Source organism: Streptomyces sp. cmx-18-6 (genome assembly GCF_046548915.1).
Classification (GTDB): domain Bacteria; phylum Actinomycetota; class Actinomycetes; order Streptomycetales; family Streptomycetaceae; genus Streptomyces.
In genome coordinates this window covers 40,909-62,894 of record NZ_JAEBEP010000011.1, presented here as the reverse complement: position 1 = coordinate 62,894, position 21,986 = coordinate 40,909, and the positions used below count along the sequence as shown (strand labels likewise).

The following is a 21,986-nucleotide window of genomic DNA, read 5'->3' as shown; positions in this document are numbered from 1 at the left end:
CGAAAACCCCTACGGATCCGACGGATCCGACCGATCCGACCGATCCGAAGCCCCCGACGAACCCGACGAACCCGAAGAACCCGAAGAACCCGGCGACCCCCATCACTCCTATGACCCCGATGACCCCGATGAAGCGCTACGCGCTGCGCGCCGGCGCAGGGCTGGGCGCGCTGGCGGTGCTCGCGGGCGGCATCTTCTATTTCAGCGGCGGCTACGACCGCTGGTCGTCCGGCCGGCTGCTCACGAACGCGTGCGAGGGAGTGCTCCCCGTCGACGGGATGCGCGCCCTCCTGGGCGACCGCAACCTCGAGTCCGGCGAGGGCACGAGCGAGGGAAGCCTCGACGACGCCAAGACCTCACTGCGGGTGGCGTGCGACATCAAGCGGGGCACCGGGGAGAACACCGGCAAGCACACCCGCAGCGGTTCGGTGACCGTCAGCGTCAACGGCGTACCGACACTCGACCGCGAGGCCCTGCGGTACGACAGCCTCTACCCCATGGTGCAGTCCAGCCTGCCGCCCGTTCCGCTCGGCCGGGGGTGGAACGGCGTGTTCGACGCGGGCTCCTCCCGTGAGGCCAAGGCCACCACCGCCGTCCTGCTGGACTGCGCCCCGGGCCGCGGCGACCTGCTGGTCACCGTCTCCGTGGACGTGCGGGGATACCCGGGCGACACACCGCTCGACAACCCCGAGCGCCGCACCGCGTACGCGCGCATAGCCACCGACACGGCCGCCAACGCCTCCCGCCGGTGGAACTGCGACGCCGACCTCGGCGAGGCGCTGAGGACCGTGCCCCTGCCGGTGGACGAGGACGAGTACGTGGCCCCGGCGGACGCCGAGGGGACCTGCGCCGGCATCCCCGCCCGGGGGAAGAGCGTGACCCGGGCCTGGGAGAGCGAGCGCAGTACCGCCCTGTACGAGAAATGCGTGCTGGGCGGGGTCGAAGGCCGCCCCACCCATGAGTTCGCCGCGCACTACGGCCCGTACGCGGAGGGCGCCCGGCACCACCACATCGAGCCCTCCAGGGATCGCGATCCGATCGCGTCCGGGGAGCGCTCGGGCCTGCTGCCCGGCGGCAGCCTCTGGACCATCGCCGACTGCCCCGGGGGCGGCGGACCCGCGTTCTTCACGGCCCGGCCGCACGGCGACGACGACAAGAGGTCGGAGGCCGAGTGGGCGTACGCGCGCTCGGCGCTGAAGGTCTTCGCCGAGCGCTCCGCCGCCGCCCACCACTGCTCCGCGCCGGCCGCGCCCACCGGGCCCGAGAAGGGACAGCCGTGATCGGGCGACGGGCCAGGGCGGTAGGGGGAGCGCTCGTCCTGGCGCTCGCGGCCGGCGGGCTGATCTGGGGGTTCGGCCTGCGGGGCGGCGACTCGAAGGGGGTCCCCGAGGACACCTGCCGGGGAGCACTGGCGGTCGAGGAGGCCGGGAAGTTCTTCGGTGAGGCCGAGATGGGCTTCGAGGGTCACACCTCGGACTGGATGGGCCACGAGACCGAGTACTGCACGGCGTCGGCCCGTGGCGGGGAATCCCGTGGCGTGCGGCTCGAACTGAAGATCCGCCCGGCGGCGGCCCACCGTGCCAGCGGCGCGGCGGAGGACACCTACTCGACGCCGATCGGATTCGGCTGGAACGGCTCGTTCGTCTCCGGCCACACGCCCAGGGCCGCGGTGCTCGTCGACTGCGCTCCGCTGGCCGGCAAGGGCCTCCTCGTCCTGACGGAGGCGGCCGAGGACGTCAGGGAGCTCTCCGCCGAGCAGATACTCCAAGTGGCCCGGTTCACCACCGAGTCGGCGCGCCGGGCGGCGGCACGCCTCGGCTGCGAGGGATCCCTCGGACAGCGCCCCACGACCGTCGACCGCACCCCGCGGCGAACGCTCCCCTTCGCCCGGGCGAAGGGAACCTGCCGCGACGTCGTCAGCTCGCGGGACGCGGCCCGGCTGGGGCTCACGACGGCTTCGGAGATGCCGGCCGGACGAGCGCTCACCGAGGAGTGCACCCTGGAACTGCCGGCCAAGGGCCACCACGTCCGCCTGACCGCCTACTACGGGCCGTCCGCGCAGCAGGAGATGTACCTGGACGGCCGCTACCCGGGCAGCGTGAAGGGTGCGATCATGCGGCCGCACCCCTGCAAGGGCGCCCTGGGGACGGCGTACTACAAGTTCGAGGAACTCCCGATGCGGGACGCCGAGAAGGGGGTGCGGAGCACGGTGCGCGGCGAGGACGGGAAACGGCTGCTGGCGGCCTTCGCCACCGCATCCGGGGAGCGGCACGGCTGCCCCGTGACCTGACGGGCGCTTCGACGGCCGTACGGGCGCGCCGCGCTTCGGGCCAGCGGGCGACCGTACGCCCAAGGAGGCTGTCAGGCAGGCTCCTTGGGCGTACGGCGCTGCGTGCTACCAGCCGATGAGCCGGTACTCGGCGCACACCGCGAGGAAGACCAGCGCGGCCAACGCGCTGCCCGTGTAGTGCAGTCGGCCCGACAGCCGCCACCAGCGGCGACGCCAGGCGAGCCCGGCGCACAGCACCATGGCGCAGGTGGTGGCGAGCGCGACGGCGGTCAGCGCCGGTACGGCCGTCAGCAGCGCCGAATCGCCCACCATCACCGTACGGTTGAGGGCGTTGGAGTCGGCGGACAGGACCAGGAAGCCCACCGTGGCGGCGGTGATCAGCGCCCCGGTCGTCCAGAGCAGCAGCCTGGCGGCCCGCGCACCGCCGGGCGAGCCGGGCGAACGTCGGCGCAGCAGGGCCACCGGCGTAGCCACCGTCAGCACCAGCACGGTCAGGGCGAGGAACGCCAGGCTGCCGAGCAGCGCCCACTGGTGCAGGGCCGGGGACCGGTACCAGGGCAGCCGCTCGTACGCGACGGAGGCGTCCGACGCGACGACGAGCCGGCCGTCCCGGAAGGCGATGCGGTCCTGGCCGCCCTTCTCCTGGAAGAGCCCCGGGCTCAGCTGCACCCAGTGCCGCGCGGCGGGGTCCGGGTCGCGCGTCAGCGGGCCCGTCGTGATGAGGGTGGCGTCCGCTCCGGCGTCCACCCGGACCGAGCCGGTCAGTGCGCCGGCCTTGGTGAGCTCGGACGAACTGGTGCGCGTGGACCGGTAGTCACCCTCGTACGGGGTGACGGCGGCGTGCGCCGTGGAGCGCTCCGCGGGCCGGGCCGAGCCGAAGTGGTCGGCGACCAGGTTCACCGCTTCCTGCCCGGCCCAGGTGGCGCTGCCGTCCTCGCCGTCGCCGTTGTAGACGACGTACACGCCCACACCGCGTTCCGGCAGCAGGGCCAAGTTGCCGTGGAATCCGGGCAGATCGCCGTCCTTGACCAGCATCCGCTGTCCGCTGCGGACCCGCTCCTCCAGGATGTAGCCGAGGCCGGGGAGGCGTACGTCGTTGCCGAACTGCCGCTGGATCAGGGCGGATCGGGAGGCCGGAGCCAGCACGGGGCTGCCGTCAGCGAGCAGGGCGCGCAGCAGCCGCCCGACGTCACCGGCCGTGCTGACCGCGCCCGCCCCGGTCGGCCCCCAGTCCCCGTACTGCCCGTTCTGCGCCAACTGCCCCTCCCCGTCAGGCCGGTGACCGCGTGCGAGCCGCGCCTCCAGGTCCGGGGAGTGCGGCTGGGCGAAGCTGGTGCCCCGCATGCCCAGCGGCCGCAGGATCGACCGGTCCACGTAGCGGGCGAACGGGGTGCCCGTGACGGCCTCCACCAGGTGCCCGGCGAGCGCCACCCCGTAGTTGTCGTAACTGGCGACCGTGCCCGGCGGGCGCACCCGGCGGGGCTGGTGCTCCGCGAGGCTCTCGCCGAGCGGGCGCACGTCCTCGGGGCGGACGGCGGCCCGCCCGATGATGGCGTTGTCGAAGCCCGCCGTGTGCGTCAGGAGGTCCCGTACGGTCACGGGGCGTCCCGGAAAGGTGTCGGCCACCTGGAAGGACTTCAGGTACCGGTTGACGTCGGCCCCGAGGTCCAGCCGGCCCTGCTCGACCTGCTGGAGCACCGCGATCGCGGTGAACAGCTTGGCGTCGGAGGCCAGGAAGAACGCGGTGCGCTCCGGGTCCACGGGCGTGCCGGCGGCGACGTCCGCGAGCCCGTACCCCTTCGCGAAGACCTGCCGCCCGTCCTGCACGACCACCACGGCCGCGCCCGGGATGCGGTGATCGGCGAGCTGCTCCCGTACGAGAGCGTCGAGCGCCCCCGCCAGGGCCCCCTTCTGCGCCGAATCCCCCTTCTGCGCCGGGGGCCGAAGAGCGACGTCCCGCCCCGGCGCGGCGGCCTGCCCCGGTCCGGCGGCCTGCGCCGGTCCGGCGGCCTGCGCCGGTCCGGCGGCCTGCGCCATCCCGCCGCCGAGCATCACGAGCAGGGTCAGCAGGAGCGCCTGGAGCGCGAGGAGGGGGCGGCGCGGGCGCTGTCGATTGGTCATGCCCCGAGTCAATCCCGTACGCAGGACTCAGCCCAGGGCCTTGAGCGGCGTCCATGGGGGGCCTAGGTACACCATGCCACCGGGAACGAAAGCCCAGCGCCCGCCGCCGAGGCGGCCTCGGGCTCCCGAACCCGGCCGCAGACGAAAGGACAGGATCCCGTCACAACGGCGCAGGTACAGGTCACGACCTCGCAGGAACAGCCGGCCCCACCGTCGCCCATCCTCTTGTCTGGACGGTGACGCGTACGCTGGCGGCACCCCGGCTGGACGGTTTATGGCTGGTCCGGCAGGAACTGACCGACCAGCCGTACGACGCCTGCCCCGACCCGACCTGACCCGACCTGACTGACCTGACTGACCTGACCTGACCTGCGAACGAGAGGCGAACGGCATGCGGTGGACGGTCCACGGTGAACACGGCCTGTACGACACCCCGTGGGTTGGCCTGCGCTCGCTGGACGTCGAGCGGCCTGACGGAACCCGGGGCGACTACCACGTGGTGAGGCTGCGGGACGTCGCCGTGACGGCGGCGGTCGACGCGGAGCGCCGGGTCCTGATGATGTGGCGGCACCGCTTCGTCACGGACACCTGGGCGTGGGAGCTGCCCATGGGCCTGGTCGAGGACGGCGAGGGCTCCGAGCGGGCCGCCGCACGGGAGTTGGAGGAGGAGACCGGATGGCGGCCCGGGACGCTGCGGGAGTTGGCGTACGCGGAGCCGGCGGCCGGCATCACCGACGCCCGCCACTTCGTCTTCCGCACGGACGACGCGGTGCGGATCGGCGAACCGACCGAACGCAACGAGTCGGACCGGCTGGAGTGGATCCCGCTGTCCCGGATCGCCGGGATGATCGCCCGGCGGGAGATCGTCAGCAGCGCCACGCTGGTCGGCGTGATGGCACTGCTGCTGGACGTCAGCCCCGAGGGGGGCGTCTGAGCACCCCGCCCCCGCTGACGGGAACTGCAAGACGCCCCGTTCGGCTCCCGTCCAGCACAGGGAGACGAAGGGGCCCGCCTCCGAGGAGGCGGGCCCCTTCCGACCTGCGCGCTTGACGAATCACCTGGCGCGAAGCAACGACACGACTACACGTTGAAGCGGAATCCGTAGTACAGGGCTCCGACCTGCGGAAACGCTGGTTTTGCAGGGGTCATCCCAGCACCATCCCAGCACGGGCGTTCTATCCCAGCACCATGTAGGCCAGACGCCCCTCGTACGCCTACGCAGCTCGGGTGCCAGCGCTCCAGCTCGCCTCCTTCGTCGGCAGGGGATGCGGGTCGCATGGCGTGCTGTAGGACTTCCCGGCAGCGATCCCACGCGCTGGGCAGCAGATGCCCGTAGATATCGACCGTGGTCTTGACCGAGCGGTGGCCCAGCCAGCGCGACACCTCGTGGATCGGCACACCGTTGGCTAGGGCGGTGGAGGCGAAGAAGTGCCGCAGGCTACGAGGCGTGTACTTGGCATTGCCGTCCAGATCGACCAGGCCGGCCGAGAGACATGCCTTCTTGAACTGGTAGCCGTAGGAGGAGATGGACGGCATCACGCCAACGCCAGGCGGACGCGGAGCAAAGTAGGTCTCGAGCCGAATCCGCTTGCCCTTCTGACCGGCGAAGACCACGGGAACCGGCTTCCACTTGAGGAGATGAGCGTCGATCTCCTGCTCGACGAACAGGGCGGTTGGGACGTCTCGGCACTCCTTCTCCAGCCGATGCTTGAGGGGAACGAAGGGTGACTGGCAGTCCTCACGGTGCGCCTTGGAGCTGACCTGCCATCGGATCCTGACAAAGCCACGCCGCCTGCACTCGGTTGAGAAGGCCAAGGCTTCGCTGGGGCGCTGGCCTGTGCCGGACTGCAGGTAAACGGTGAGCCGGAACTGTGGTGCGATGTGCTCCGCGATCAGATCCACCTCGACTGGCGTCGGAACTTCGTCTTCGTCCACCGCCACAGCATCCCTACGGGATATCCGGGTGCCCCGGGCAGGGTTCTCCGTGATGCGCTTGTCGACGACGGCCGCCTCCATGATGGCGGCCACCATCACCATGCGGTCATTCACTGTCGATGCAGCCAGCCCTGCACCGCCCCGGTAGATATCCCTAACGAACCTCTCAAAGTCCCGCCGCGCCAGCCCAGCCAGCGGCTTACGACCAAGGCTCGGCACGAGATGGTTGCGGACGAACCCTTCGTAGTTGCGGCGGGTCGCCTCACCGACGACTCGTCGATCAAGCCACTCCTCAGCCCACACCGACAAGGACATGGCACCGCGCGCGGGGTCAACGCAGACGCGGCCCTTCTTGTCCTTCTCCACACCGGCGGCAAAGGCGTCCGCACCGTCCAGGCCGATCCTCCGCGGAAACGACTTCTCCCGCTGCCGCCCCCACCTGCCACCCGGCTCCCGATACCGCACGGTCCATACGTGTCCGCATCTTGGGCGCGTACACGGATAATTCCGATCGCGGACATCACGCTTACACCTCTGGAAGACGCTCGCCACCTCAGTCTCCGATCTGCAGCCGGACCCAGCACTTGAGATCGTCGCCAGCGCCTCACAGCCGGACAAGACGCTTGTCATTAATCCGCCCTTTTCAGCGAACGTGGTCTTTCAGTCCCAGGCCGAGCCAACGGCCTTGCTGGTCTGGCTGTTCTCCCGGACGCCGGGGGCACCACGCCTACGGAGCGCCGGGATGCGCGGGTCAGAAGACGCCAGCCGCCGGACAGCACCGGATCGACGAGGGGCTGCGTCGCCACACCCAATCTGGTTGCTCACAGCGAGCCCACCGAGCTGGGACTGCCTTGCCCTGAGGGGCCTTCGCAATAGAGGTCGTCGGCTGCGAGTGTCCGGTATGTGATGCCTTCGCAGCTGTTGAGGTCTACGGCGAACCGGCTCTCCGCTTCATCCTCCAGGTAGACACGGACCATGCGTGCGCCACCGCGTTTACGCTGCCTCTCGACGCTATACGTCACATCGGAGATCGCGCGGTTGGCTTCGATGGCGTAGCGCTTCCCGAGCTCGAAGAGCCTGAAGTGGTTCTTGACCCGCGCGATGAGCGTGGCGTCCCAGGATGCCGGCGGGCTGACGAAGAAGCGCAGCCGCACCGTGCCCGAATCATGGATCGATCGCGCATCCAACCAACCCTCATGGGATACCCGGTCGAGATATGGATGCAGGAGTGTGTTCTCGGCGCTGTCCGGCCGCTTGTTCCCCTTGATCAAATTGCACCGCTCACAGACGGGGACAAGATTGAGCGGATCGACGCACAGCACGGGGAAATGACTCTTTGGCATGAAGTGGTCAAGTTGGCGAACGGTGCCCTGTCTGCACAACGGGCATCTTTCGTTGGGCGGAGCGGCCATCAGCTCGTCACGTATCACCCGCCCCCCGACGGTCTGCATGCCGTTCTCGTAGGCCCAATCCACGAAGGCGTCATCAGCGATCTCGGGGACCTTAAAGCCCTTCGGATCAAGGTCATGCAGATTCCTGGCAGCCGCAGCCTCACGCAGCGCCTGGCCAGCCTTCTGCACAGCGTTGGCCGCGTTGAGCAGCCGCTCACGCCGCTCTTCCGCCTTGGTAAGAGCGACACATGCCCGGTAGCTGTCACTCGCCTTCCGCATGGGAACCTTCAGGGGCCACATCAAAGGGGCCCATCCGTCTTCTCGGCGAGAAGGACCCGGACCAACCCTTTTGCCTCTCCGCCGAGCTTGCCGTCGAAGTGGGCAAGAATCTCTTCGTATGTGTCCAGCGCGGCCACCGCTTTGCCGATCTCCGCATAGAAGCCGGACTCCATCACCTCCAGTCCGAATGCCTCGTGGGTCAGCACACCTACGTTCTCGCCGTACGTCTCAATCAGCGGGCGCTCAGCACGGCTGCTCTCGCCCTGGTGTATGAGCTTGTAGACGCAGGACTGTGGGACCGTTTGAAGTACGACGGGTGAGTGCGTAGCAACTACTGCGGCGCCGTTGCGAGCGGACAACAAGTTGGACAGTGCCTGCATAAAGGAAGCCAGCAGCGGCGGATGCAAATGGGCCTCGGGCTCGTCCACTAGGACTAGGGACTGCTCAGCCACGAGATGCACGAGCTGTGTCATGGTCAACGTTACGATCGCGTGCCCTGAGCTCATCCGCCCGAAGGCAGAGGTCAGGTCCCGCACGTGGGATTCTGTAACTTTCACGCCGGCCCGTATGTCGCGGGCATAAGCCGCGATGGCGGAGTTCGCGAACTGTGGGTCACGGCTCAACAGCATGATGGCCTCGCGCCAGCGTATGAGGTCCCGCGAGTTGATGACGGCATGGATTCCAGCGTTGAAGGCCGTTTGTAGTCGTTGCTGCTGGGTGCCAGTGGGCAGATCATCCGGCGAGGTGTTTTGGAGTCCGACGTAGGTGTACTTCACTGCTTGAGGATCGCTCTCCTCGACCACTTCTACAAAGGGATCGAAGGCGCTGAAGGTAACCGAGACTACGTTCACGAACCGCTCGCCGGTTGCGGACGTGGGCGTCGGGAGCACATCCACGCGGCCGAACTCCGCGTGCCTCTCGGGCCAGACAACCGCAGCGGCGAGATTCCGCAGCAAGGTCGTCTTGCCAACTCCGTTGCGACCGATGAGGACGTGGATATTGCTGGACGGCGTGGAGTCAGGGTCGATTTTGAAGTCGAGGGTGCTTTCAGCGCCATGCCCCGGTGCTGTGAAGCGGAACTGGTACTCGGTCAGGCGCACTCCGCCGCGCGCGATCCGGTTGAACTGCACCCTGACCGTCTGTTCCTCGATCGTCCGCAACAGTGATGAGCGTGTCACCGGATACTGCATGGCGGTTTCAAGATGGCCCAGGTTGTAGGCCACGTCAGACAGTCCTCGGAAGATTGCTTCGCGCCTGTCGTGTCCAAGCTTCTTGATGTTGTCGTAGTAACGATCACTCTGCCCGAGCGAGAAGAGTTCGCCCGGTGGTGATCCATCGTAGACCCCGGCACGGATGGGGCTGGGGCCATCTTCCTGCCCAGCAACGGCGACCTTGACGAAACCCAGGTTCGTCTGTGACTGCGAGTCTCTGTACCAGAGCGTGTAGCTGGTGCGGAAGCCGAAGTCATCCCAGTCATCGGCCACTAGGACCACAGCCTCCGGGCCTGCACGCACCGGCGAGCCTTGGGGCAGGACAATGAACTTCACCGGGTCGAGCCTCCGGAGCTGTGGCGGACACCCGCACTTCAGTGGAACTGAGTTTGGACCCTATCGCCTCGCTCTGACAGGACGATGTCGGCGCCTTCGGCTCAGAACGGCCCGTCTGGCAGCTCAGGCCGACATCTACACAGTCATCCTGATTGCGATGGTTCGCCCTACAGTAGGCCCTTTCTCCCGCTCCATCAGGCCCACTCTTCCTCTGCAAGTGGCGCGTCATTTAGCTGGTCGCGAAGGATCCGCCAAGTCGGAATTGACCTGTCCATGAGCTTGGTAAAGCGCTCATCATGGTTGCGTTCGAAGTAGTGCGTCATCTCATGGACAACGATGTACTCAAGGCAGCCTGCAGGCTTCTTGGCAAGCTCGACGTTGAACCAGATGCGCCCGGACTCACGATTACACGAGCCCCACTTGGTCTTCATCCGCTTAATTTGCCACCGTGGCACCGAGACCTTGAGGACGGCTTCCCACTTGGCAATCAAATCCGGGATCACATGTCGAAGCTGCTCCCGATACCAACGGTCGAGCAACTCTCGCCGCCGTTCCGCCGTTGTGCCGGACGGAACGTAAAGCAGGAGCCGTTCACCGTCTAGCTCGAAGTGAGCCCGCCCTGGGCGCTCCACGACCTTCATCCTGCGGCGGATGCCCCACACATAGTGGGACTCGCCAGTGACCATCTCTCGCGTGGACTGCCGTGCGGCTGATCGAAGTTGCTCGCGCTGCTCTTTGATCCACGGTAGGCGTTGGATTACAGCGAGTCGCACCTGATCATTGTCGAGCTGGTGCGGCGCAGCTACGCGGACGCGTCCAAGCGGTGGGTAGACGCCGATGTGTAGGTTCTTGATGTTTTTGTAGATGACGTCAACGTCGATGCCAAGGATAGTGAGAGAGGCACTAGCGGTACTCATGCCGGGCCTTCAGTAGTTCCAGTAGCTCATCAAGCCGGTCGAAGTCATCGGCCAATGCCCGAGCAAGCGCGCGCCTGACCTTTTTCTCCTTCATCACGTTGCCCACCCATGAGTCGGGCTTGGTGTGGAGAAGGGTGGTGTCAACTACCACGGCCAGCTCCGGTGACTGACCGAAGAAATCAATCAGAGCACGGCGAGCACCGTTGTCGGCCCACTCCGGGTACTTGGTGTCTGACTCACCCTTACCAAGCTTCGACGCGTGCTCTAGAAGCTTCGCGAGATATTTTTTGTAGTCCAGAGCACTCTGCCGCCGTTCCTCAAGTATGGCGTCAAGCAACTCCGACATCTTGTCGTAGTACTTGGGGTTCATCGGGCGCTCGTCGATGATCACCGTGCGCATGTTATTGGCGATCGTTTCCGCCACCGATTCCGGGTCTTTCTTGATACCCGTAGGAAGCTTGTCAAGCGCGCCGGCTCCCATCTCGACAATCAACTGGACCAGCCCGGCTTCCTGAAAGTCAGAGACCACCTCGGCGTGGCTGGCGCTGATGTACGTGTCCAGCAGGTGTCGCATGCCGGCCTCGTACTGCTTGAAATCGACATTCTCGCCAGCGCCGAGTTTCACCTCTTCTCGCACGTTGACATAGTGGGCGATTTCTTCCTTGATTGCTGCAGCTTCGACGTCGCTGTACCCAGCGGCTCGCATTTCGTTGGCGAGGTTGGCATACGCACGGGTCGCGGTCGCCACAGACTTGTAGAGCTCAACTCGCTTGGGCTCGTTGGCCTTGAGCTGCTCGCCGTTGCCCTGCTCTCGGGCACAGAAGTAGTGCTGGTACTGGCGTGTGTTCTTCGGTGGTTCGACTGGCTCGCAGAGCGCCCGGAGTTTCTCCAGAGCTTCGTCGAGGTCGTCACGGGCCTTATCGATCCGGTCTGCCAGCAGCCCTTCGACGTCCTTCGTCTCGTAGCCTTCAAGGGCACCGCCGGTGTATTCCTTGATTGCGGACTCAAGGGAGTTGAACAGATCGCGGTAGTCGACGATGTAGCCGTAGTCCTTGTCTTCGCCGTCGAGGCGGTTGACCCGGCAGATCGCCTGGAACAGACCGTGGTCCTGCATCTTCTTGTCGATGTAAAGATACGTCGCGCTCGGGGCGTCGAAGCCGGTCAGGAGCTTGTCGACGACGATAAGTAGCCGCATCTGGCCCGGGTCATGGATGAAACGCTCCTTGACCTCCCTTTCGAACTGCTCGACCTTTCCCATTGCCTCGTCAGCATGCTCGTTGAAGTGATCCGCAAGCATCTGCCGGTAGATGTCGTACTGGCGCAGCCGCTCGGTCGCGCCGTGGCCTGAGTCCTCCTTCGCAATGTCACTCGCCTGCGGTGTGTACGACGTGATGATGGCGCACTTGCCCTTGAACCCGGCCTGGATGAACAGCTCGTAGAACTTGCACGCCTGGTAAATACTCTGGCTGACGAGCATGGCATTGCCCCGGCCATCCATCAGCCGCGGCTTGGTCTCCATGTCGAACAGAATGTCATTGACGATCTCCCGGGCTCGCGGCTCCGAGCTTGCGACCTTCTGAACAGTGCCCCAGCGCTTCTTGAGCTCGGCACGCGAGAGGTCCGTCATGCCTCGAGTCTTGGCCTCAAACCACCGGTCAACCTTCGCCGGCGAGGTCAGGTCCTGGTCGATGTTGCGAGCCTCATACCGCAAGTCGAGTACGACGCCGTCTGCGACGCCCTCGTTGAACTTGTAGGTGTGAATAAAGCTACCGAACCGCTGGACAGTGGTGTCCTTGTCCTCCTTGAGGAGGGGTGTGCCGGTGAAGCCGATGAACATGGCCCCAGGCATGAGCGCCTTCATGGCATCGTGCATCTTGCCCGACTGTGTACGGTGGGCTTCGTCTACGAAGACGAAGATGTTTCCCTTGGCCCGGAAGTCCTTCGGAACGGTCGCTTTGAGTTCACGAATGAACTCGCTCTCAGCTACATCGCGGGCGTCCTCGTCTTCCGAGCCGCGGAACTTGTGGACCAGCGAGCAGACCAGCCACTCTTCGCTTACGTTCAACGTGGCGAGGAGATCAGCACTGCTCTTGGTTCGGTAGATAGGCTCTTTGGTTCCCTGGAAAACCTTCTGAATCTGATCATCCAGTTCGGTCCGGTCAGTGATCAGCAAGACCCGTGGGTTTGTCCCAACTTGGGACTCCCGGATCCACTTGGCCAGCCACACCATCGTCAGCGACTTGCCCGAACCCTGTGTATGCCAAATGATGCCGCCCTCGCGCTTGGCGATCCGCTCCTGAGCCGCCTTGACGCCGAAGTACTGGTTGGGCCGACACGTCTTCTTCTGTCCCGCATCGAAGACCATGAAGTCGTGAACCAGCTCTAGCAGGCGCTCCTTCGAGCAGAGCTGCGTCAAGGACCGATCGAGGGGATCGGCGATGTCGGAGGGTTCACGCCATGCGAGCCAGTACTTCTCCGGCGTGTCGATGGCGCTATAACGCAGCCCCTCCACATCGTTGCCGGCCATGACGAGCTGCACCGTGGTGAAGAACGGCCGAATGAACTCGGGTCGCTGGTTTCCTATGCTCTGCCGGATACCTTCGGAAACGGCAACCTTCGAGCGCTTGAGCTCGATGGTCCCAAAGGCGATGCCGTTGACGTACAGCACGATGTCCGGGCGCTTGGTGTGCTGCCCCAGCACCGTCACTTCCTCCGCCAGGGAAAAGTGATTGGCTTCGGGGTGCGCCCAATCGACAAGCCACACTGTCTCCATGTGCTCGCTGACACCCGGCTTGACCTTCACCCCATACCGAAGCAGGCCGTAGACGTCCCGGTTGGCCTCATACAGGTCGCGCCCGCCACCGAGCGAGGCATCGCTCTTCAGCTTGTCGCTCGCCTTGTTGATGAGGGTATCGCTGTAGCCCCGGGCCCGGAGATTTTGCGTGAGCAGCCCGACGTCGACGTTTGAGTTTGCCGCGCGGTGCTCCCAGTTTCCCAGGTACTCGTAGCCCAACGATTCTCGGAAGAACTCAATGACGCGATCTTGAGTCTTGCGCTCAGGCTGACCGACATTGCTCATGCTGCGCTCTCCTTGGCAGAGAGACGTGCGCGACCGGTTAGCAATTGCTGCACCATTCCCGCCTTCGTCAACCGCGCCTTGGCAAGCCGGTGCTGCAGGAGTTCGATCTCGTTCTCGGCGTCATCGAGGATGCCTGCGATCACTCGCTGCTCATCCGCCGTCGCGGGTAGACGCAACTCGAAGCCTTTGAAAGTGGGAAGTCGCAGCGAGTCGACAGTGGCCTTGACACTGTTCTCCAACGCGTGTGCCCCGAAGAACTGACGCATGTAGTGATAGACGAACCGACCACTTACCCGCTCAGCGAAATGGCTGATCTTGTAGACGCGCTGATGAACTTCGAACTTGCCGTTAATATAGTGGAAGATCGAGCCGATCCCCCCTTCGCCAGGCACAAGAATTGCCTCACAGTCGTACGAATAAGAGTTGATCTTTTCTACTGTTGCCGATCGAACAAAGAATGGATAAGCGCCAAGTGACTCCTTATCCTGGCTATTGCGCGATCCGGTCTTGATGCGCGCAATCTCTCCGAGACGACAATCCATCCAAGGGTCGGTAAAACCGGACACTCGGGTAGCACCAGCCAGAAGCTGTTGCATCATACCTTGCTTAAGCGCCTGCTTCTTGACAATCAAGCGCCCCACCGACTCGATTAGTTCATCTACGCCAGAAAGGGCCTCAGCAATCTTTCGTTGCTCTTCGATGGGCGGCAGCGAGACACGTACCTTCTTCATATCTCGCTGACCAACGTTTGCCCTGATCCCTCCCTGACCGTGAGCGATGATCTGCTCACGTACGCTGTTCACTCTCAATGCGTACTTGGAGTAATTTGAATCCAGTTTGTTCGTCTTCGGTCGTGCTCGAAAAACAAACCCACCAAAGACGACTGGAGAGTCGCCAAGATAAACCGAAGCCAGCCCTACCTCATCCTGCGTCTCCGATGTTCGATTAAGAAGTACGTCGCCATATCTGACCTGATATCTTGCCACCAAACGCGACGAGAGCTTGATGCGGCCAGGAATATCCTTGCTTGTCAAAGCCTCATTCGAGATCACCTCAAGGACGTTGACGAATGGAACTCCTTCACCATAAACCGACTTGTCGGCATTGACTCCGTTGCTGAATTCAAATAGCTCACCCAGCGTGGAAGTCTTCCACTCAGCCGGAACGGTCGCTCCTTGCATTAAACGACCCCCATGTCTGCCAGATGTTTGGTCACACTGACATCTAGGTCCGCGATCTTCGCCTCAATATCCCCTACTGTTTCCACGTAGCGTTCACCGAGCTGCTGGATACGACCGACCAGAGCAAGCGTCAGTGAGTTGACCACGTGGGCAACTCGACCTTCCGTCCTCGCATACCACTTGTCGTCGAGTACAAGTTGCTTGATCTCAGGATCGGCGAGGTCGCCATACTGATTGAGGGTCGCGAGATCAAGGGCGGCCTGGGCTTCCTTGACAACCTTCTTGGCGACAGCCTCTTCATTGAACAGCTTGATCAGGAGCTGCAGCGCCTTGATCTCCTCCGCGTCAACGCCTTCGTGCCGAGCTACCTTGAGGCGCGTCGAAGCGAGAGCTTTAGAGATCTTGCCGTCGTCCATCGCTTCAGCTAGCAAGCCGTCCTCGACAGCATGTTCCTCGATGTACTCCTCGACAGCACGGCTTGCTTCTTCGGCTGCCACGTGCAGTTCATCGACCTTGGACTGCTCATCCGCGAAGTACCGAGCTACGACCAGCTTCGGCGAGATGAGGTCCATCTTGTACTTGGTGGCGCTGCGCCCGGAGCCAATGACAAGGTCTGGGGTCTCGGAGAGCTTGCGCTCCTTGTCCTCGATGGTTTTGCGGGGCTTCGCTGCCTTACGCCACCCGTCGCTCATGATGAGGAAGACGTCGTCGTGCATGACGCCGTGCCAATAGGCCATGAGCTGCTCATAGACGTCGTATTCGCTGAGCAGAGGTGTTCTCTTGAACCGGGCCAGTAGGTCGTCGCTGATCTGGTCGATCAGATCTTTCGGGACAGTGTTGGCGTCGAGCGCCTGCAGGATGGGCCGGTGGGCAGCGAACCAGTCGTTCACCTGGCCGCGCACGTCGGTGGCGAACTTCTGGAACTCGCTGGAGTCCAAGATGGCCTGATGTACCTCAGTCACGTCGACAGCCAGATCGCTGTAGCCGGGGCGGTTGGGCTTGAATAGTGCGCCACGAAGGCTCGGGAATGCCTGCCAGTACCCATCGAGTGCATCCAGGTCACGGTCCGGGACCCCACCATGCATGTGGGCGTGAAGATCCTGGATATCCTCCGGCTCGGAGGAGTCGATGTACCGCGGGATGTTGAGGTTGTAGACGTTCTTCGGGTCGGCGATCTCGTGGAGCGGCACCATCCGCGAGTAGCGCTCGATCTCGGTCTGCTTGTTGAAGACATCGACGATCTTGTGGATGTCCTGGCTGCGGAGGCGGTTCTTATTGCCGTCCTTCATAAAACCCTTGGAAGCGTCGATCATGAAGACGCCAGTTCGCGCCTGGGCGTTCTCCTTGTCGAGGATGATGATGCAAGCCGGGATGCCGGTGCCGTAGAAGAGGTTCGCGGGGAGGCCGATGATGCCCTTGACGTAGCCGCGGCGCAGCAGTTCTTTGCGGATATTGGCCTCGGCGTGACCGCGGAACAATACACCGTGCGGCAAGATGACTGCGGCCTTGCCGTTGCTTTTGAGGGACTTGAGGATGTGCAGAAGGAAGGCGTAGTCGCCGTTCTTCTCCGGCGGCCAGCCAAATTCGAAGCGACCGTAGTCGTTCTCCAGGCCGTTGCTCCACGACTTGGTCGAGAACGGCGGATTGGCGACGGCGAGGTCGAAGGTCTGTAGCCGTGCACCCTGGGTGAACTGTGGGCTGGTAATCGTGTCGCCCTTGCGGATGTCACGGTCCTCGTAGCCGTGGAGAATCATGTTCATCTGGGCCAGCGCCCAGGTGGCGTTGTCCTTCTCCTGACCGTAGATGGTGAGGCCGCGCGGGGCCTCGTCAGCAACCTTGAGGAGCAACGAGCCGGACCCGCACGTCGGGTCGTAGACCGTGTGGTCCTGCCGGGTACCCACTCCGATACCGACGACCTTGGCAAGTACCCGCGAGACCTCGGCCGGGGTGTAGAACTGCCCCTTCGACTTGCCCGACTCCGTCGCGAAGTGCCGCATCAGGTACTCGTAGGCGTCGCCAAGCAGGTCGTCGCCCTCAGCGCGGCTACCCCGGAAATCGAGATCAGCGAAGATCGTCACAAGCTTGGAGAGGCGATCCTGCATCTCCTTGCCCTTACCGAGCTTTTCCTCGTCGTTGAAGTCGGCCAGGTCGATAACCTTCTCAAGCCCGTTGGCTTCGGCGAGCTGGCCGATGATCTTGTTGATCTTGTCGCCGATCTCCTTATCGCCCTTGAGAGCGACCATGTCATCGAAGGATCCGCCGGCGGGGACGTCGATCAAGGAGTTCGGATCGGACTTTGCCTTGTCCGTCACGTACTTCACGAATAGCAGCGTCAGGATGTAGTCCTTGTACTGGCTGGCATCCATGCCGCCACGCAGCTCGTCGCAGCTCCGCCACAGGGAGCTGTACAGGTCAGACTTCTTGAGGGCCACTAGCACGCCACCCCCTTGCCAGCGCCGAGCCCAGAGCCTGACCGCGAACCCGCGGTGAGATGTACGTGCGACCTGCCCATTCTTCGGCGCCCATCCTTCGTATGTCAGTGCGCGACAGCTTTGCCACTAGCGGCACAGCCCAAGCTAAGTACCCCAACGATAGCGCCGGGTTCTTGCGCAGGATGCCGTTAGTCCGCGGCACTCAAGGACCCAGTCCGTGTCACATGCGCTGAGTTGGACGGGGCGCCTTCACAGACATCAGGGTGTGGTGGTCAGCCCGCGATCGAGGGGCGAAGGTCGCAGCGCGAGTAGTGGCCCGGCTGGGCCAGGCGGCCGTGCTCCCGCCGCGAGGTGCAACTCCTCATGTTCCGCGCTACTCAAGCCCCAGCGTCCGCCTGCATCAACCTCGGCCTGGCCACCCCACCGTCGAACGGCACTGTTGAGGAGGTGGGGGGAACCCGAGGCCGAGTCGACACAGCATCTGCAGAGCTCTGCGAGCTCGGCCTTGGAGCTGCAAAGCACAATGTCAGCACGGGACAGCACCCCGAGGGTGGTCACAGGTGCCGACAGGTGGTCCGATCCGGCCCTCCGGGACGGCATCCAGCACCAAAGCACCGTCCGACCTTCGATGGAGCCGCAAAGGGGACCGTCTTGGATTGACGGACCCCTCTTGACCTGCGGCTTTACGGGACGAGCAATTTAGTTGAAACTTCAATTAAACATTGAAGCGGAACTCCACCACGTCCCCGTCCTGCATCACATAGTCCTTGCCCTCCATGCGCGCCTTCCCCTTCGCGCGGGCCTCCGCGACCGAGCCTGTCTCGACCAGGTCGTCGAAGGAGACGATCTCCGCCTTGATGAAGCCCTTCTGGAAGTCGGTGTGGATCACACCGGCCGCCTCCGGGGCCGTGGCGCCCTTCTTGATCGTCCAGGCGCGGGCTTCCTTCGGGCCTGCCGTGAGGTAGGTCTGGAGGCCCAGGGTCTCGAAGCCGACGCGGCCGAGGGTGGCGAGGCCGGGCTCTTCCTGGCCCATGGACTGGAGGAGTTCGAGGGCCTCGTCGTCGTCCAGCTCGATGAGCTCGGACTCGATCTTGGCGTTGAGGAAGATCGCCTCGGCGGGGGCGACCAGGGCGCGCTGCTCGTTCTTGAAGTCCTCGTCGACGAGCTCGTCCTCGTCGACGTTGAAGACGTAGAGGAACGGCTTGACGGTGAGGAGGTGCAGCTCGTGGAGGAGCCTGCCCTTTTCCGTGGACGCGGTGATGCCGGCGGCGAAGAGGGTCTGGCCGGACTCCAGGATCTTCTGGGCCTCCTCGACCGCGGCGAGCACCGCGACCTTCTCCTTCTGGAGGCGGGACTCCTTCGTCAGGCGCGGGACGGCCTTCTCGACGGACTGGAGGTCGGCGAGGATCAGCTCGGTGTTGATCGTCTCGATGTCGTCCTTGGGCGAGACCTTGCCGTCGACGTGGACGACGTTCTCGTCCTTGAAGGCGCGGATGACCTGGCAGATCGCGTCGGACTCGCGGATGTTCGCCAGGAACTTGTTGCCCAGCCCCTCGCCCTCCGACGCGCCCCGGACGATGCCGGCGATGTCGACGAAGTCCACCGTGGCCGGCAGGAGCTTCTGACTGTTGAAGATCTCCGCGAGCTTGTTCAGGCGCGGGTCCGGGACGCCGACCACGCCGACGTTCGGCTCGATCGTGGCGAACGGGTAGTTGGCCGCCAGCACGTCGTTCTTGGTCAGGGCGTTGAACAGGGTCGACTTGCCGACATTCGGCAGACCGACGATTCCGATCGTGAGCGACACTTTGGCGACTTCCTGGAGTGAGGAGGGGGTCAGGGGCGTCCGGGGCCGGCTCGGCTGTTCGGACCGGGTCACGGAGTGGACCGATTCTCCAGTTTACGGGCGGGGGCGCGCCGCCCGTCACGGGTCCGCCGAAGCCCCACGGAGGTGGCCATGGGCCGGGGGCTCCCGTACGCCTCACGCACCCTCCCGTACACCGCCGAACAGGTCTGCTTTTCACCGCCGAACAGGTCTGCTTTTCGGCCGTGTGGCATCGAACGCAACGCCAAGGTCGGCCAAAGCGCGTGTCCAACGCCTGATTCCTTCCGCCCCGCGACCTACGTTGGGCACGTGGAGCAGCACAGGACACGTCCCCCGCAGCGCAGGCAGTCCCCGCAGGCCGCGCCCGCACCCCCGGGCCCGCCCGCCCCGACCGCCCCGCCCGCGCGGGGCGTCGTGGGCGAGAGCACCTCCGTCTACCGGGTGATGGGGAAGCGGGGCGGACGGGTGCGTACCGTGCCGCCCGTGCTGCTCGCGCTCCGGCGGTTCCCCAATCCGCGGCTGACCGGGATCGGGGCCGGGCTGTTCGCCGCCCTCACGATGTTCGTGCTGGCCTGTCTGGACCGGTTGCTGTTCGACGGCTCGGAGCTCGTCTACGGGCTGCTCTTCCTGCCGGTCAGCGCGCTCACCGCGCTCTGGGTCCGGCCCGCCGACCTGGTGACGGCCCCGATCAGCGTGCCGATCGCCTTCGCGGTGGGGGTCTTCCCGATCTCCGGGGGCTCGGGCGGCTTCGGCGGTCAGACCATGGCCCTGGTCACCGCGCTCGCCGTGCACGCCGGCTGGCTGTACGGGGGGACGCTGATCGCCGGCCTCATCGCCTCCGTACGCAAGGTGCGGCACATGCGGGCCCGGCAGCGGTATCTGCTGGCTCAGGGGCGTACGGCCGCGGCGAGCGGGCCGCGGCCGCCGTCCCGTACCCGTAGTACGCCGAAGAAGGCCGCCGGGGCAGCCGGAGCCGCCGCCCTGCCCGCGCGCGCCGACCGCTCCTGAGGCGGGGCGACCGCTCCGGAAAGCCCGCCGACCGCTCCTGAGGGTGGGGCGACCCCTCCTGAGGCGGGCCGGTACCGGTTGCCGGTGGCGGGGCGGCACCGGTTGCCGGTGGCGGGCCGGTACCGGTCGCCAGTACTGACGAAGCCGGGCCGCACCCGCTTCTACTTCTCAGCCGCCGCCATCGCCGCCCCCACGATCCCCGCGTTGTTCTGGAGCTCCGCCGGGACCATCTCCGCGCGCACCTTCTCGATCAGCGGCAGGAACTTCTCCGCCTTGCGGCTCACACCGCCCCCGATGATGAACAGCTCGGGCGAGAACAGCATCTCCACGTGCAGCAGATACTTCTGCACCCGGTGCGCCCAGTGCTGCCAGCTGAGGTCCTCGTCCTCCTTGGCCTTCGTGGAGGCGCGCTTCTCCGCGTCGTGGCCGTGCAGCTCCAGGTGGCCGAGCTCCGTGTTGGGGACGAGCCGGCCGTCGACGAAGAGCGCGCTGCCGATCCCCGTACCGAACGTCAGCATGACGACCGTGCCCTTACGGCCCCGGCCCGCGCCGAACGTCATCTCCGCGACCCCGGCCGCGTCCGCGTCGTTCAGGATCGTGACGGGCTGCCCGACCCGCTCGCCCAGCAGGGCGCGGGCGTCGGTGTCGATCCAGCCCTTGTCGACATTGGCCGCCGTGCGCGTGACGCCGTCCGTGACGACGCCCGGGTACGTGATCCCGATCGGGCCCGACCAGTCGAAGTGGCCGACGACCTCGGCCACGCAGTCGGCCACGCGATCGGGCGTTGCCGGCTGGGGCGTCAGTACTTTGTGGCGCTCCTGCGCCAGGTCTCCGCGGTCCACGTCCACGGGAGCGCCCTTGATCCCTGAACCGCCGATGTCCACGCCGAAGATCTCCATGGAAACACCGTACGGGCAGGCCGGGCCCCGTGCCCCGGTTGTCGGCCTACTCGGCGGAAAGGGCAGCCGCCTCGGCGCGCAGGTCCCGGCGGAGCTCCTTGGGGAGGGAGAAGGTGATCGACTCGTCGGCCGTCTTGACCGTCTCCACGTCCGCGTAACCGCGCTCCGCGAGCCACTCCAGGACTCCGTCGACCAGGACGTCGGGGACGGAGGCCCCGGAGGTCAGGCCCACCGTGCTCACGCCTTCGAGCCACGCCTCGTCGATCTCGCTCGCGAAGTCGACCAGATGGGCGGCGGGGGCTCCCGCGTCGAGGGCGACCTCGACCATGCGGATGGAGTTGGAGGAGTTCTTCGAGCCGACCACGATGACCAGCTCGGCGTCCTCGGCCAGCTTCTTCACCGCGATCTGGCGGTTCTGCGTGGCGTAGCAGATGTCGTCGCTGGGCGGCGAGAGGAGGTTGGGGAACTTCGACTTGAGCGCGTCCACCGTCTCCATCGTCTCGTCGACGGACAGGGTGGTCTGGGAGAGCCAGACGACCTTCGACTCGTCGCGGACCTCGACGTTCGCCACGTCCTCGGGGCCGTCGACCAGGGTGATGTGGTCGGGGGCCTCTCCGGAGGTGCCGATGACCTCTTCGTGGCCCTCATGGCCGATGAGGAGGATGTCGTAGTCCTCCTTGGCGAACCGGACGGCTTCCTTGTGGACCTTGGTGACCAGCGGGCAGGTCGCGTCGATGGTGGCGAGCTTGCGCTCGGCGGCCTCCGCGTGGACGGTGGGTGCGACTCCGTGCGCGGAGAACATCACGATGGAGCCCTCGGGCACCTCCGCGGTGACGTCCACGAAGATCGCGCCCTTCTTCTCCAGGGTCTGCACGACGTACTTGTTGTGCACGATCTCGTGGCGGACGTAGATCGGGGCCCCGTACTGCTCCAGGGCCTTCTCGACGGCGATCACGGCGCGGTCCACGCCCGCGCAGTAGCCACGGGGTGCGGCGAGCAGGACACGACGGGCAGGCGTTGCAGTCATGCGTCCCATCGTAAGGCCGTACCCAGCAGGCGCCGCGACGGCCGGGTGGGAAGACTGA

The 21,986-nt window shown here is 65.3% G+C and carries 15 protein-coding genes; 4 read left to right on the top strand and 11 right to left on the bottom strand.

Annotation, left to right across the window (positions count from 1 at the left end):
* Window positions 1–119: 119 nt before the first annotated feature.
* Window positions 120–1,280, top strand: coding sequence for a hypothetical protein (locus ACLJPL_RS24440; RefSeq protein WP_411083067.1), 1,161 nt, complete (start codon window positions 120–122; stop codon window positions 1,278–1,280).
* The gene (locus ACLJPL_RS24435) at window positions 1,277–2,290 is read left to right on the top strand and encodes a hypothetical protein (RefSeq protein WP_411083066.1); all 1,014 of its coding nucleotides are present in this window, start codon (window positions 1,277–1,279) and stop codon (window positions 2,288–2,290) included. The genes ACLJPL_RS24440 and ACLJPL_RS24435 overlap by 4 nt, the downstream gene beginning before the upstream one ends.
* Window positions 2,291–2,395: 105 nt before the next feature.
* Here the strand turns inward: ACLJPL_RS24435 and ACLJPL_RS24430 are convergent, their stop codons facing one another.
* The gene (locus tag ACLJPL_RS24430) at window positions 2,396–4,411 is read right to left on the bottom strand and encodes a serine hydrolase domain-containing protein (protein WP_411083065.1); all 2,016 of its coding nucleotides are present in this window, start codon (window positions 4,409–4,411) and stop codon (window positions 2,396–2,398) included.
* Between the two features lie 391 nt (window positions 4,412–4,802).
* Here ACLJPL_RS24430 and ACLJPL_RS24425 point away from each other — a divergent pair, with 391 nt between their 5' ends.
* A complete protein-coding gene (locus ACLJPL_RS24425) occupies window positions 4,803–5,345 on the top strand; it encodes an NUDIX hydrolase (protein WP_411083064.1) in 543 nt (180 codons plus the stop codon).
* A 146-nt stretch (window positions 5,346–5,491) separates the two neighbouring features.
* On the opposite strand, the gene ACLJPL_RS24420 is transcribed toward ACLJPL_RS24425, so the two are convergent.
* The 8 genes from ACLJPL_RS24420 to ychF all read right to left on the bottom strand — a co-directional run bounded on the left by ACLJPL_RS24420 (window position 5,492) and on the right by ychF (window position 18,976).
* Window positions 5,492–6,712, bottom strand: coding sequence for a tyrosine-type recombinase/integrase (locus tag ACLJPL_RS24420; protein ID WP_411083063.1), 1,221 nt, complete (start codon window positions 6,710–6,712; stop codon window positions 5,492–5,494).
* 455 nt (window positions 6,713–7,167) lie between these two features.
* On the bottom strand, window positions 7,168–8,016 hold the full coding sequence (locus tag ACLJPL_RS24415) for an HNH endonuclease (protein ID WP_411083062.1): 849 nt from the start codon (window positions 8,014–8,016) through the stop codon (window positions 7,168–7,170).
* Window positions 8,017–8,036: 20 nt separating this feature from the next.
* Window positions 8,037–9,563, bottom strand: coding sequence for an AAA family ATPase (locus tag ACLJPL_RS24410; protein WP_411083061.1), 1,527 nt, complete (start codon window positions 9,561–9,563; stop codon window positions 8,037–8,039).
* Between the two features lie 194 nt (window positions 9,564–9,757).
* Complete coding sequence (locus ACLJPL_RS24405; RefSeq protein ID WP_411083060.1) at window positions 9,758–10,480, bottom strand: M48 family metallopeptidase; 723 nt, start codon at window positions 10,478–10,480, stop codon at window positions 9,758–9,760.
* On the bottom strand, window positions 10,467–13,559 hold the full coding sequence (locus ACLJPL_RS24400; protein WP_411083059.1) for a type I restriction endonuclease subunit R: 3,093 nt from the start codon (window positions 13,557–13,559) through the stop codon (window positions 10,467–10,469). The genes ACLJPL_RS24405 and ACLJPL_RS24400 overlap by 14 nt, the downstream gene beginning before the upstream one ends.
* A complete protein-coding gene (locus ACLJPL_RS24395; RefSeq protein WP_411083058.1) occupies window positions 13,556–14,740 on the bottom strand; it encodes a restriction endonuclease subunit S in 1,185 nt (394 codons plus the stop codon). Before ACLJPL_RS24395 ends, ACLJPL_RS24400 begins: the two co-directional genes overlap by 4 nt.
* The gene (locus ACLJPL_RS24390) at window positions 14,740–17,172 is read right to left on the bottom strand and encodes an N-6 DNA methylase (protein WP_411083057.1); all 2,433 of its coding nucleotides are present in this window, start codon (window positions 17,170–17,172) and stop codon (window positions 14,740–14,742) included. The genes ACLJPL_RS24395 and ACLJPL_RS24390 overlap by 1 nt, the downstream gene beginning before the upstream one ends.
* Before the next feature lie 715 nt (window positions 17,173–17,887).
* Window positions 17,888–18,976, bottom strand: a complete 1,089-nt coding sequence (gene ychF, locus ACLJPL_RS24385) for a redox-regulated ATPase YchF (protein ID WP_411083056.1) — start codon at window positions 18,974–18,976, stop codon at window positions 17,888–17,890.
* Window positions 18,977–19,438: 462 nt separating this feature from the next.
* On the opposite strand from ychF, the gene ACLJPL_RS24380 reads away from it, so the two are divergent.
* Window positions 19,439–20,002 (top strand): DUF6542 domain-containing protein, encoded by a 564-nt coding sequence (locus tag ACLJPL_RS24380; RefSeq protein ID WP_411083264.1) that lies wholly within the window; start codon window positions 19,439–19,441, stop codon window positions 20,000–20,002.
* Window positions 20,003–20,163: 161 nt separating this feature from the next.
* On the opposite strand, the gene ppgK is transcribed toward ACLJPL_RS24380, so the two are convergent.
* The gene (gene ppgK, locus ACLJPL_RS24375; protein WP_411083055.1) at window positions 20,164–20,901 is read right to left on the bottom strand and encodes a polyphosphate--glucose phosphotransferase; all 738 of its coding nucleotides are present in this window, start codon (window positions 20,899–20,901) and stop codon (window positions 20,164–20,166) included.
* A 46-nt stretch (window positions 20,902–20,947) separates the two neighbouring features.
* Window positions 20,948–21,937 carry a 4-hydroxy-3-methylbut-2-enyl diphosphate reductase gene (locus tag ACLJPL_RS24370; RefSeq protein WP_411083054.1) on the bottom strand — a complete coding sequence of 330 codons (990 nt, stop codon included), beginning with the start codon at window positions 21,935–21,937 and terminating at the stop codon, window positions 20,948–20,950.
* Window positions 21,938–21,986: the final 49 nt, after the last annotated feature.

Excerpts from the sequence above, each read along its gene's own strand:
- ACLJPL_RS24440 (WP_411083067.1), top strand. The coding sequence starts at position 120 with ATGACCCCGATGAAGCGCTACGCGCTGCGCGCCGGCGCAGGGCTGGGC.
- ACLJPL_RS24430 (WP_411083065.1), bottom strand. The coding sequence starts at position 4,411 with ATGACCAATCGACAGCGCCCGCGCCGCCCCCTCCTCGCGCTCCAGGCG.
- ACLJPL_RS24425 (WP_411083064.1), top strand. The coding sequence starts at position 4,803 with ATGCGGTGGACGGTCCACGGTGAACACGGCCTGTACGACACCCCGTGG.
- ACLJPL_RS24415 (WP_411083062.1), bottom strand. The coding sequence starts at position 8,016 with ATGCGGAAGGCGAGTGACAGCTACCGGGCATGTGTCGCTCTTACCAAG.
- ACLJPL_RS24405 (WP_411083060.1), bottom strand. The coding sequence starts at position 10,480 with ATGAGTACCGCTAGTGCCTCTCTCACTATCCTTGGCATCGACGTTGAC.
- ACLJPL_RS24400 (WP_411083059.1), bottom strand. The coding sequence starts at position 13,559 with ATGAGCAATGTCGGTCAGCCTGAGCGCAAGACTCAAGATCGCGTCATT.
- ACLJPL_RS24395 (WP_411083058.1), bottom strand. The coding sequence starts at position 14,740 with ATGCAAGGAGCGACCGTTCCGGCTGAGTGGAAGACTTCCACGCTGGGT.
- ACLJPL_RS24380 (WP_411083264.1), top strand. The coding sequence starts at position 19,439 with ATGGGGAAGCGGGGCGGACGGGTGCGTACCGTGCCGCCCGTGCTGCTC.
- ppgK (WP_411083055.1), bottom strand. The coding sequence starts at position 20,901 with ATGGAGATCTTCGGCGTGGACATCGGCGGTTCAGGGATCAAGGGCGCT.
- ACLJPL_RS24370 (WP_411083054.1), bottom strand. The coding sequence starts at position 21,937 with ATGGGACGCATGACTGCAACGCCTGCCCGTCGTGTCCTGCTCGCCGCA.